Here is a 13,385-nt window from a genome sequence, read left to right as displayed (position 1 = left end):
CCGTTAAACATATAAAGCGGCTTGGGCAAACCCAAACCGCTTTATTGCGCTGTATTTTCTTCTTTTATTGATATTATTGTTTTATTTATAGTCGTATTTTACGCTTCATTGCGTCTTTTTATTTTAATGTAAACCATCCATGGGATACTTAACTTTCCTTATGGATGCTAGTTTGCCACATATAATAACGTGATGTATTCGCCATTTTCTTATATTTTTGTAAGCTTTGACGTACATTGTGTGTTTCAGAATCGGTTTAGGGCACAAAGAAAAGCCTTGTAGTCTCTCCCAAAACTACAAGGCTTAGCGGCTGTAAATTTCCTCTTTCACTTACTTCACTGTAAGCTCGTTGTCTAATGACTTTATTCTTATATTTTGACGATTACCCAGCATTCCTTGCTTGGTTTGTTGTACAAACTAATCTTCTCAAAAACCAAAGCAAAGCTCTATGCGCAAATCGCTTGAATCTTTGTAAGTCATTTCGTACAAGATCAAAAAAGTCTTTAAAATCAATAGCTATTTTTTATACTTTGTTCAATTTATTTTGAATACCACTTTTCCTAGATGTCTTAACCGTTAAAGCTTGTACAAAAGATTGCCGATCTACCAATAAGCTAACCGCAGCTTTTGCACGCGTAATTGCCGTATAAATAAGTTCTTTGCTCAGTAAATTTTGTGCAGCTTGATCCAACACCACCGCAGTATGCGTAAATTCTGAACCTTGTGATTTATGAATGGTTAAAGCAAATGCTGTTTCTATATTTTTAGGCAATCGTGTTGCGAGCACCCACTTTTCTAGACTTGGAAAATACACATTGTATTGCGCTTTTCCATCATTCATTTTCTTAAAACAAATACCAATATCACCATTCGACAAGCCCAACTGATAGTCGTTATAAGTCATCATTACAGGCCGTCCAACATACCAATCACCCTGTTTCACACTATTTAACTGACTTAAAATGCGCTGTTCAATTTGATGATTGATTTGCGTTAAGCCAAAGGCACCATGTCGTATGGCTGTTAAAATTCTGTAATCATCAAAAATTTGAACAATAGAATTTACAAGTAACTCAGGTTCATCGCTTTCCAAATATTGTTTTAGTGCTTGTACATAAGATGCATAACCCAACATCAATTTATCGTAGTAGGCTGTTAAATCTGATTGATTCGATAATTCTGTAGGCAAATATTCCAAATTCACCTGATCTTGCATATCTTTTGAAAGGATGATTTCACTCAAATGACTTGGCTGAACAACTGCTTTATGAAAAGCATCTAAGATGGATTCCGCAGATTGATCATCATGTGATTGTTGAATGAATTTCGCCATTTCACCAATTAAAGCACCGTCTTTAAAACGTCGGCTTGTGACTAAATTTACAAAGTTAGATTGTAGTGATTCAACATTTTGTAAATCTGCCAATACAGAACCAACATCTACAGAAGCAAGCTGATTGGCATCGCCTAATAAAATAAGCCTTGCCTGATCTGGCACAGCGGCAAATAGCATTTTTGCCAAACTTAAATCGAGCATTGAAGCTTCATCAATCACAATAACATCGTATGGCAATGGCTGCTTTTCATGAAAACGTGGTAGATGACCATTTCCTAAACCCAATAAACGATGAATGGTAATAGGTGTAAGTCGTTTTAAATCTTCACTTAATAAGTTTTGTAATTTTTCATCTTCAAACGACTTTTGTAATGCTTCTTTCATTCGTTGTGCAGCTTTACCTGTTGGTGCTGCCATGGCAATTCGGATATCAGAAATTTCTTGATTTAGCACCGCAATAATACGCGCTAAAGTATAGGTTTTACCTGTTCCCGGCCCACCTGTAATAATGCTAAAGCCATTTGTAGCCACCATAGACAAAGCATTTTTTTGATGTGAGTCTTCAAGTAAATCATTATATTGATTGAGTGAAATAGCAGATACTTTTTGATTTTTTAAGCGTGTAACTTGCTGACAAAGCGCATGCTCTAGCACCCAATATCGGTATAAATACAAATACTGATCATCATGTATAAATGGTGCAACATTTTGGCTTGATACATCATCTTCATGAATCACCAAGTCATTTAAAGATGACAAATCGTCCGTATTCAACGCAATACAACTATCACCTTGTGATGCAGCTTCAAGAACATCTTGCATAATTTTTGTGGAATTTTCCGATTTTTCTGCATGATTAAACGGCGATTTTGCTAAAAAATCACTCCATGTCTGAAACCACTCTACTGCGTGGCTTTCAGGTTGTTGTTTAATCGTTTTCCGCTTGTTTTCCACACAATTATCCTCAAAGTTATCCACAGACTAATATCATGTTTAATCGAATCTTTTTTTAATGATTTAGACTTTTTCGGGTAGTTTATCGACAGAAAAACTGCCTAATATAGAATCAAGTCGCAAAATAAACTCTGCTTCGGGTTTCCAATAATGTATTCCTTGCGATTTCTCGCCATTCATCCCCCTTAAATACAGATAACTTGCCCCACCTAAATGTTGATGAATATCATAGCCTTCGAGTTGAACTTTTAAATAGCGATGTAAAGCAACTAAATATAAACCTGCCTGTAACCAATAACTGGCTTGTGACATACTTTGCTTAATTTCATTTGTACTATATTGAGATTGGTCTGTACCTAAGAAATTACTTTTATAATCGGCAATTTGGTATTGCTGACCATCGAAATACACCAAATCAATAGAACCTGTTAAATAACGTGCTGAATTTGCATCATTCAGTTCAAGCATTTCAATACCGTATTCTGCAAATAATTGATAAATACGTTTTGTTGCTAAGACATGATCTGACAAGGACAGATAGAATGGAAATTCTGCCAAATGATTTTCCGCACTTAACTGATTTAGCATAAAATTTTGATGCAATGGCGTTGTTAAAACATCATTTAACCATTCTGCCAACAAAGTAATGAGTTGATCTTCCGAACCTTCAATAAATTCTTGATGATATTTTTCCGATAGTTCTAACCACAAACTTGGATAATCATTTTTAAAACGACGATGAATTTCTAAATGCCATTCGCTTGAATCTTGAAAATCGATATGTTCAAAAATTTCGTGTAAAAAGTTACCTGCCAATGTTCCCATTGGGAAATTACGTTTAATCCACGCAATAGGTTGTGTCGTAATCGTTTCAATTTCAGGCACTAAATTAATTTCATCTTCCGCACTTTCCATTTTTTCAGTTTTCACCGCTAAAGCATCAATGGCTTGCTTGCGTGTTAAATGTTGCGCCAAAGCACTGAAACTGGTTTTTGTTCTTGGATAAAAACGTTGCGTTGGAAATTGCTGTGCATGTAAAGCCATGGGCTCTGCTTCTGATGCTTTTCGTATTGGCGGTCGCTCTGTTAATAAGGCTTCATCTACACTAAAAGGATGCTGAAAAACATCTGCACCTTGACCACGCCAAAATGCTAAACCTGTGTTCGATTTGCCTTTTTGATCTTGCAACATGGCATAAACACGGTAACTTGCCCGAGTTAAAGCCACATACCACAAACGATGCTGTTCCGCTTCTGCTCGCGCATTGTGTTGATTTACATCTTGTTCTGAAACAATGAGTTGATTATTTACAGCAACAACACGTTGTAATTCGGTTTTACCTGTTTGTGGATTAACCTGTTCAACTGTGGAAAAGTTGAGGGTTTTCCCCATTTCACGAAAATCTTTATCTGCGCCCAATAAAAAGACTATTTTAAATTCAAGACCTTTCGATTGATGAATGGTCATCAACTGCACACCAGCCTCATTCGACAGTTTTCGCTCAAGTTCCCACTCTCGTTCACTTGGCGATTGCAGTTGTTTCAAATACCAATGATAAAGACTTTGCGCCCCTTGATATTGTTCACTATGCTGACTTAAAACTTCAGTCAAATGCCGTAAATTCACCACAGCTCGTTCATTTCCCCGACTTTGTGTTGCAACTAAGTTTTCCCAAATTCGGAATAAATTCAGCGCATATTGCCAAGCGGTTAAAAAGCCTTTTTCAAGCCACATTTCTCGAATTAAATCGAAGTCGTAAATAAACGTTGTTAAGCCTTCAGGTTGCTGTTCAAGCGCGATTAATTGTTGCAAATTAAAGTTTAATAATCGGCTGAGTAATGCGCGTTTTATTTTGCCTTCATCGTATGGATGCATAATGGCTGTTAAAAATGCACCGACATCTTTCGCAACTTGGCTATCAAAAACACTGCGTTTAGATGGTCGATTTACCTTAATGCCTAAACGTTCCAACTCATATTGAGCTTTGTCTAAACCATCATGATTCTTCGATAAAATCGCAATATCATCGGCAATTAAATAATGTGGCGATGCATCATTTACATATAATTTTTTTTCGATACCTTGATTGAGTAAATCTCGAATTTTCCACGCAACTTGAATGGCTTCATCATTTTTATCTTCAAGCATTAACCAGCGTAAAGGTTGATAATTTTGCCCCTTTTCATCGACCAATGCAGGATGCGGACGTGAACCTGCTTCTACCAAGCTATAAGGTACATTTTCGCCAAAATCCATTTGACGTTGGAATAAGGCATCAACCACTTCGACCAATTCTTGAATTGAACGATGATTGTATTTCAAACTATACAAATGCCCTTTTTTTAAGATGACATCTGCACGAGCTTTGTTATAGGTCAGCATATCTCCGCCACGAAAGCCGTAAATGGCTTGTTTCGGATCGCCGACCATAATCATACAGCCTTGCATATAGCGCTTAGGTTCACGCCAAATTCTGGCAAGCATATCGTCTTGATCTTGGTTGGTATCTTGAAATTCATCAACCAAAATTAGTGGATATTTCGCTTGAACAAATTGTGCAAATCTTTGCCCTTGAACGCCTTGTAAAGCTTCTGACAGCGTTCGTATTTGTTGCGCGAAAGTTGTTTCACCTTTTTGCTGTAAGACTTGAGGTAAACGCTTTTTCACCTCTTTACTTAAATAGAATTTTAGATAAGCATCTAGCAAATCTAAACTGATATTTAACTCAGCGACTTTTTCAAAAAATGCTTTTAAAGCTCGAATAACCACATGATGATTAAAGTTTTCTAAAACATCTTCAGCACATTTATTCAGTACTTTTTTCGTGGATAATTCGGTGAGATATTTAACCGTATTTTCAAAATGAGGTGCAAATAAAGCATAACTTTTTCGTTCTGCCAAAGCGGTAAAAAACTCGGGTAAATCAATTGTTAATGTTTTTTGCATTAAATCATTGGTACGCCATTTTTTTGCCACAATAGAGTTGTATTGACCATCGGGCAAATAATATTCACTTAATGTCGCAACTTGGCTTAAATCCAATTCAAGCAGTTCATCAATTGCCGTTTCAAACTGATCTAAATTAATTTTCGGTGCTTCAATCTGTTGAAATTGAGCAGATGCGAAATTAAGCGTGTTTTCCACAACACCGACATAATTATCCACAGATTTGAGTTTTTGCTGTAACAGCAAATAATTCACGACATTTTGTGGTTGCGACTGAATCCATTCACGCAAAACATCGTGAATAAGTTGCAAGGTATAACTTTTCGCATCATCTGTAATTTCAGCACGTTCAATTTTGCCACTTTCAAAGGCAAATTCACGTAATAATTTTTGACTAAAACTATCTAGCGTTCCAACAAATAACTCATCTAATTGATCAATCACCAACTTTAAACGTTCACGAGCATAGTCAACTTGCGTTGCATAATCGCTTAACACCTTTTTATATAAAGGATCTTTTTCTTGTTGAATATGCGCTTGAATTTCAGCTTCAGTAGATTTTTGAAATTTCTCAAAAAACTTTAAGGTATCGACCAAACGAATTCGAATTCGAGATTTTAATTCTGCGGCTGCTTTTCGAGTAAATGTGGTCGCAATCACTTGATTTGGCAAATAATGTCCAAGAAAAATACGCACCATTAAGCTTGAAAGCGTAAAGGTTTTCCCTGTTCCTGCCGAAGCTTCAATCCAATGTAGACCATCAAATTGCATATCTACAATTGGTTCAAAAGACACGTTTTCTAAAGTTTGAGGATGATTCATGTTTTACTCCTCAACCGTTACTTGATGCATAAATATGGGCTGATATAAATCATATGCAAAACGCTTACAGGCATCTTCCAATAAAATAGTGGCATCTTGTTCTTGTAGAATAAATTGCCAATCTCGATGATGTTTGGTCGCTTCATTTTCAGAAACAGAAAAGCCTGTGAATTTTCCATCAAAATTCCAATCTTTATACAAATCATCCATGTTTTGAATGATCATTTTCTGATTTTCATCAAACATCCATTCATGTTTTTTGAGTTTTTCAGCAGGTTTTAACATCAGTGCGGCAGGTAAAACCAAAGGCTGCGTTTGACCATATTCCCAAGCTTTAAACCAAGAATCTAAATATGAACGTGCTTGGTTTGATGAAACACCTTCGCAGGCAATTGTATTATCACTAAAAACAACTATTCGTGCATGATCGGCACCGCCATCACCGAAATTCAAATAGGCAATCCAAAGTAAATATTCCAACCAAACTTTGGCACGGCGTTTTGCTCGCGCACTTGATGCTTCTAAACTTACCCAAAGTTTTGCGCCATGTTTTGGCAAGGTTAAATTGATATGTAGATTCTTATCTACCCGCCAAATTTGCTGCGTTGTAGCTGTTTCAGTTTCTGTATATTGCTGTAACCGTGCATTTAATTGTGCTTGTTCAACCATGCTCATTTGCCATGCACTTTCTTGAATTTTACCAATAGGAAGCTTATCCATCAGCAATGCTGAATTTGCTTCTCCATCGTACTTTTTCAAGAAATCTCGCATTGCATAACGCCCTAAACCATCTAAAAGCAACGGCTCTTGGGTGTCGGGTAAATCTTCCGATTTTAAGTTTTTCACGCCTAAAGTTTTTAAATATAAATGCGCAGGAAAAGTGACATCTTGAATCCATTGATGGCTATCGAGCACCTGAATATCTTGTTCTAACAATGGATATTGGGTATTCGCCCATTGCGTTCTTTGCCTTTTTGCAAAGCGAATTTGATTGGCAACTTTGAACCATTGATCTTGATATCGCACAATTTCGGAAGATTCAAAACCAACAGGATCAAATGGTTGAAGCGTATGAACCTGATAAATCGACTGCAATTGTTTAGCAACTTCAATGCCTTCTATCGACACTGTTTCATTTAAGCTTGAGTCTGTATTTTCTGCTTTTACAATGAAAGCTAAATGTTGAATGAGCTCTTGTAATACGGTGGATGGATCTCGCACTTCACCATCACTGACATCAAAGCCGTTATAGAACAGCCACAAATTTTCTTGTGCCAATAATAGCGAATCTAAGAATGCGCCTTGTTCATCTTCCAAACGTGAACGATCACCTAATTGTGGTTTTAAAATTTCCATTAAATCGAAAGGTAAATGCGTGTTTCGATTTGGGAACTTTCCACTATCTAAATTGAGCATCACAATAAGTTTATAAGGCAACGGACGTAATTGACCAATTTGGCTAAAAGTCACTTGCCCTGTCGGTTCGGCTTGTTCTACTTGCGAATCGAGCAAGACATTTATTTCTTCTAAAATGTAGCCCAAAGGCAAACTGAGAGCGTTCAATGCATGATGATTTTCTTCATCGTAGAAACTTGCCAGCGTTAACATTCTGTCTTGCTTTTTAATGAGTTTATAAACTGAATTTAATGAGTCGACACCCAAATCAATAAACTCATTTACATCAGCCATTAAGGTTTTAAGCCATTTTTCTACACGAATTTTCTTTCCTAATTCGTGTGCAATCATCCAATTTCGACGTGCTGAAAAATCTTGATAAATTTGAATAAGCTTAGCGATAAGCTCAAAATCACTAGGTAAAACGTGCGCAAAACTCAAAGTATCATTGAAAATTGCATGTTCAGGAATTGCCACACCCAACGCTAAACGATCTAAGGCAAATTTAAAACTGTAGCGATAGTCTTCATCGCCCTGCTTTAAACTTTGCTTTAAGTGTTCTTCATCGAAACCACGTTTAAAACCTGCTGCTATCAGCAGTTCAACCATTCTGTCTACGCCATTAATATCTAATTCATAGCGCAGTAAGGTTGCATTTAAGCCAAGCCAATCTGCAAAATCTTCTACCGTAAAACGACCTTGAACCAGTTGAATACGACCAAGCACAGAACGCCATGCATTTGCAGCATCAATTTGCGTCACACCTGCAATTTGCACAGGAAGATAAACACTATCTTGGCTTAATCGCTGTGCCTGATTTTCACGTGAATGATGTAAATTTCTATCGCTTGGTGGCGGTGCAAAAATACTGCGAATTAAAGGTTCAAGTTGTTTCAAGTTTGGCGTTAAAACTAAAATATCACTGGGTTTTCTTGGATTTTCTTTATCGCCATTCGACAACCAATGAATCAACTGATCTTTTAAAACTTCTAATTGTCTTTGCGATGAATGACACACATGAATTTGCACAGAATCATCATCTGCTTTTAGTTCATACGAATTTTTTTCAGGCTCAACCAAATACAAAATATCGAACTGAACTTTTGCCAATAATGAATCTGTATATTCATCAACAAATAAATCTGCCCAAACGCCTTCTTCACCCGAAGATAAACTTGAGAGCAATGAAAAGTGATCACGTGCTTGCTTACCAAAACGCGTGAGTAATGGATGACGAGATTCACGCGTTTGTGCATTGAAATTTAAAGTAAATTCATCAAAGAACTTTTGGATTTGTTCATCGGTTGCGCTTGGATTTTTTTCAATAAAACGCTCTTTTACGCGAACGTCATAACGAGCTTTCCAATTTGGATCGACGCTATCTGCCCAATATTCTTGCGATGGGTTGTAATGCAAAATATAAATATCAATGTATTGCCCCAAACGACGCAAAAATTGCAATTGGCTTGGCGGTAAATCTAATAAAGTAAAGACTACAAGCTGATTGGGAAGCTTGCTTAAAACAGCATTGGGCTGTTCAGGAGCACCCAAAGCCTGCCAAAACAACGCATCAATTTCTTCCATTTCTTTAAAGTCTTGATGAAAGACTTCTTGCCATAACCAACGTTGCCACGCTTCTAATTCTTGCGCCTGATTTAAGGTAAACGCTGAGATTTCCGTATCTGTTTTAAAGAACATATTTTCAATATTCAGTTCTTTATTTTCACCCCATGCATCTAACCAATTGGTTTGACAATGGCACGTTCCAACACATGCTTTTTGACAATATCCTCGATAACTCATGTAGTTGGAAAACAATTGCGAAACTTGCTGAGAAACCCAATACAGCATATTTTGCTTTTTTAACTGTTTTTCTAAACCCTGTTCTAATCGATCTGCGCTGTCATAAATACGCTGAACAATAGGATGCAACGGATGTTTTAAATCGAGTGGATTTTGTTCCGCTTGAATAAACTCTTTCAATGCCTGAAAAACACGCCATTTAATAATTAATTTGGGAATATTGGCTTTACGAACTTTGTCTTTATCATCTTGTAAAACCTGTTGATAAGCAGACCATTGAAAACCACGAATTCGATGATGAAATGCGGTATTTGCACTGATGCCTTTTTTTTCTGCCAAACGCTGTGTAAGCCAAGCTTCTATGGCGGGTGATGGCACAATAAATTGCTGTGTTTTGAGAACTTCAAATGGGTTGGATGTCGGTTTTCGAACAGTCTTGAGCATCGCTTCAACAAGCACATCAATGCGTTGACTTTGAATGACATGAATCCCCATTAAATTTCATTCCTTTTCAATTTATGCAATACAAAACCTTCAAGATTATTTACTATACTTTAATGTCTGTCTATGTCACTTTAAAAACATTATTCATGTGTAAAAACTCTTTGAATAAAACATCTTCTAAAAAGTTTTACGCGTTTTAAGGTACTTAATAATATGAAAATAGATAATATTCCTGAATCTCTTGATCCAACGCTGAATATTGAAGCTATTCGTGCGGAATGCCTCGAACTTGTGAAAAAGCGTTCTTATTTTTCTGCAGGTGCTGCGGTTATTCCTGTACCGTTCTTAGATGTTGTGATTGACGTTGGTATCTTGTCACAACTGATTCCCGAAATTAATACACGTTTTGGTTTAGCACCTGAACAAATTAGTGTCTATGATCCTGCAACCAAAGAAATTCATTGGAAAGAGCTACGCAAACGTGGCATCGAGTTTTCAGGCTTCGTTGTTGCTCGTACTGCGGTTAAAAAATCATTAAATAATATTGCGGCAAAAGTCATTACCAAACAAATCACCAAATTTATTCCACTTGGCGGACAAGTTATTGCTGCAAGCTTGGGCTATTTTGTCATGAAAAAAGTAGCCGAAGCGCATGTTGAAGATTGCTACCGCTTAGCCAAACAAATTCAACAAAAGCAAACAACGACCATTATTCAATAAACCTTAAATTTGAACCTAATATTCAGCCTCTGCCATTTTAAGTAAATGACAGAGGTTTTTTACAGACTTAATCTGCTTTCAATTGTTTTAAAATGGCTTTTAACACTTCTAAACGTGCGTAATTTTTATTGTCGCTTGCAATAATATGCCACGGCGCATATTCAGTACTTGTACGCTCAAACATATCTGCTGCTGCTTTTAAATAGTCATCCCAACGTTCTCTATTCCGCCAATCTTCCGCAGTAATTTTAAACTGTTTATGCGGTGTTTCTTCACGTGCTTTAAAACGACGTTCTTGTTCATCTTTACTAATTGCAAGCCAAAACTTAATAACCAAAGTTCGGCTATCGAATAAATCTTTTTCAAAACGGTTCATTTCGTTATAAGCACGTTGCCACTCTGCATCGTTTGCAAAGCCTTCAATACGTTCTACCAAAACTCGCCCGTACCAAGATCGATCAAAAATACTGATCTTTTCTTCAGGCTGTAGCTTTGTCCAAAAACGCCATAAATAGGGTCGCGCTAATTCATATTTTTCAGGTGCTGCAATGGTATGAATTTCATATTCACGTGGGTCGAGCTTTTTCACAATTCGTTTAATTGCTCCGCCCTTTCCTGCTGCATCCATGCCTTCAAATACAATCACTACATTTCGATCATCGAAACGTAAAGCTTTAGACACTTTGTTTGTGAGCTTTTTCAGTTCGGCTTTGTATTCATCTTCTGCAATATCATTTTTAGGAGGATTCACTAGAATTTCAGGTGTTTTCGCCTGTTTCCATTTGCCTTTTGCTTTGGCTTGATGTTCTGGAAGATGCTTTAATTTACGTAATATATGTTGGGCAAATTGTTGATCTCGTGCCGTTTTATCTTCGCAATCGACAATCACCCAATCGTCTGTAAAGCGTTGGCGTAAGCGTTGTAAGCTGTCGTATTGTTTTTTATTGCGCCAATCTAAACCATGTAATTTATGCCAATGTACTTCACTCGGGTCCATTTCATTTAAACGGCTTTGTAATGATTTCCAAGAGAGATCGAACCAAATTTTAATGACATCTACATTGTTGTTTTTTAGGTCTTGTTCATAGGCGCGCATGTTTTCCACGTATTCATCGAATAGTGTTGAATCTAGTGGTTTTGATACATGTAATGCGGTTGATAATAGGTCTGAATACCAGTTACCAAACATCACCATAATTTGCCCTTCGGCAGGAATGGAGCGTGAATAGGGTTGCCAAAATGTTTTTTTATGGTCGAATATATGTGGTGCATCTGCTTTTACTCGTAAATAGCGTGGATCGACCCATTCACGTAGTTGTTTAACGGCTTCGCCTTTACCTGCTAACTCAATTCCATTGACCAAAATCAGTAAACTTTTAGCGTTCGATTTACCTTTGGTTTCTTTCATTGAATATTGAGCTTCAATCAACTCTACAGATAATTGTTCTTCTTGCATGAGTTTAAATTCAGTTTCTTTTATCATCGTTATTCATACTTTTCATACCCTATGATTTGAGTATATAAAAAATAGGGTTTGGTATGAGAGATTTTTTGGTAAATAAAAAAGACACCTTAGTCGGTGTCTTTTTGTTATTTCTTCTTAGGGCAGTTTTTCCCGTTACCACCAGGTAAGCAATCGCAAGCTTTGCCATCTGCCATCTCCATCACGATCTAAACTTTTTGCCTTATGCTTTATAAAGTAAGCTTGAGCTTCTGATTGTGTTTTAAAACTTTTACAAGAAACTCGTTTCGCAAAAGCACCACTAGAAACTGAAAAAAAAATAATGGACGTGATTAGAGCTACATTAATTTTGAAATTCATCTTACTTTTTTCGGTATAAACGATAGTACTTCTTATAGAACACAACAATAGAATAATCAATTGATATACAAAAGATTTTATAATTCAAAACCATTCTCCATCAGGATTACTAATCATTTTTGGTAATAGAAATAAATCGATCAATACAAAAACTATAGGAATAAAGATTAATGGTCTAAGGGATTCAAAGGCTAAAGAAAGCATAAATATGATTGCGATTATGTTCGCACTTTTTATTCTTGCTAAATAAAACCTATGTCCACCAAAAAAAACCAAATAAAATTAGAAGAATATAAGAAATTACTTTAGATTTATTAACACTTCTCGCTTTTCGTTCTTTATATTTTTTCTCTGCTTCCTCATTCATTGCTTCTAATTTATTCTCAAACTTCTGGATGAACGACATTACTGGAGCAGGAGGTTGTTCTATTGTAGAAATTGGAAGAGTCGTAGAATAATTATACTCAGATAGATCTTCTCTATATGATCGTTTTAAATAACTATTATTATTTACAGGAGCATTCCATCCTCTTTCAATATCTTGTTGTACATTAGGATATTTTTTTAGTTCATCTGAAACCAAATTATACGCATTAGTCGTTTTACTCGCACCATAATGAATACCTCCCTGACTATCAATAAATTCACCAAAATATCTAAGATCAGAATCAGAATACCTTTTCAATGAATTTAAAAACTTAGGGTTTTCCAATAAAGTAACAGCTACCTCTTTAATTGTGTTGTTATCAGGTGAATGGATTGATACATCTTCTTGTCCTCGCACTAAAGAGCGATAAACACGGAAAATAAACCAAGTAGCCATATAATTTTCTTTCTTATTTGAAAAAATTTCATATTGAATTCTCTTAAATAAACTTTTTTTCCCGACGTTCTTTGTATATTGGACACCATATAGGTCAGCAAAAGTTTTATGCCTATCAGTTGCAAGTTTATCGTTATTTTCGACATTGCTAATTAAATCACTCAGTTCATTACATGTGATACCAAATGGAATATAAATACCAAGGGAACGAGCATAGTTAATCTGATTGTCTGTTGGCTCATTTTTCTTTTGCATCACTGCCCCTTAATTATAAAGCTTCTCTAAAATCAACATAATACATGGCAGAGTAAAACTTGAAG

At 36.2% G+C, this 13,385-nt stretch carries 7 protein-coding genes; 1 reads left to right on the top strand and 6 read right to left on the bottom strand.

The genetic code is table 11. From position 1 onward, the window contains the following. Nucleotides 1-523: 523 nt before the first annotated feature. From recD to A6M14_RS10275, 3 genes are all read right to left on the bottom strand, one after another. The gene (gene recD / locus A6M14_RS10285) at nucleotides 524-2,290 is read right to left on the bottom strand and encodes an exodeoxyribonuclease V subunit alpha (protein WP_378226860.1); all 1,767 of its coding nucleotides are present in this window, start codon (nucleotides 2,288-2,290) and stop codon (nucleotides 524-526) included. Between the two features lie 63 nt (nucleotides 2,291-2,353). Further along, a complete protein-coding gene (locus A6M14_RS10280) occupies nucleotides 2,354-6,058 on the bottom strand; it encodes a UvrD-helicase domain-containing protein (protein ID WP_152874856.1) in 3,705 nt (1,234 codons plus the stop codon). Nucleotides 6,059-6,061: 3 nt separating this feature from the next. Continuing rightward, nucleotides 6,062-9,751, bottom strand: coding sequence for an exodeoxyribonuclease V subunit gamma (locus A6M14_RS10275; RefSeq protein WP_152874855.1), 3,690 nt, complete (start codon nucleotides 9,749-9,751; stop codon nucleotides 6,062-6,064). A 162-nt stretch (nucleotides 9,752-9,913) separates the two neighbouring features. On the opposite strand from A6M14_RS10275, the gene A6M14_RS10270 reads away from it, so the two are divergent. Further along, nucleotides 9,914-10,420, top strand: coding sequence for a hypothetical protein (locus A6M14_RS10270; protein ID WP_152874854.1), 507 nt, complete (start codon nucleotides 9,914-9,916; stop codon nucleotides 10,418-10,420). A gap of 67 nt (nucleotides 10,421-10,487) precedes the next feature. On the opposite strand, the gene pap is transcribed toward A6M14_RS10270, so the two are convergent. From pap to A6M14_RS10255, 3 genes are all read right to left on the bottom strand, one after another. Continuing rightward, entirely contained in the window at nucleotides 10,488-11,903 is a 1,416-nt protein-coding gene (pap, locus tag A6M14_RS10265) for a polyphosphate:AMP phosphotransferase (protein WP_152874853.1), read from the bottom strand. Nucleotides 11,904-12,038: 135 nt separating this feature from the next. Continuing rightward, a complete protein-coding gene (locus A6M14_RS14435; protein ID WP_465251675.1) occupies nucleotides 12,039-12,242 on the bottom strand; it encodes an excalibur calcium-binding domain-containing protein in 204 nt (67 codons plus the stop codon). A 253-nt stretch (nucleotides 12,243-12,495) separates the two neighbouring features. Further along, entirely contained in the window at nucleotides 12,496-13,320 is an 825-nt protein-coding gene (locus A6M14_RS10255; RefSeq protein ID WP_152874852.1) for a hypothetical protein, read from the bottom strand. Between the last annotated feature and the right edge of the window lie 65 nt (nucleotides 13,321-13,385).

Origin of the sequence: Acinetobacter portensis, assembly GCF_009372215.1 — a bacterium.
Lineage (GTDB): Bacteria > Pseudomonadota > Gammaproteobacteria > Pseudomonadales > Moraxellaceae > Acinetobacter > Acinetobacter portensis.
The sequence above is the reverse complement of the archived record's forward strand: the minus strand, read 5'-3'. Positions and strand labels throughout refer to the sequence as shown.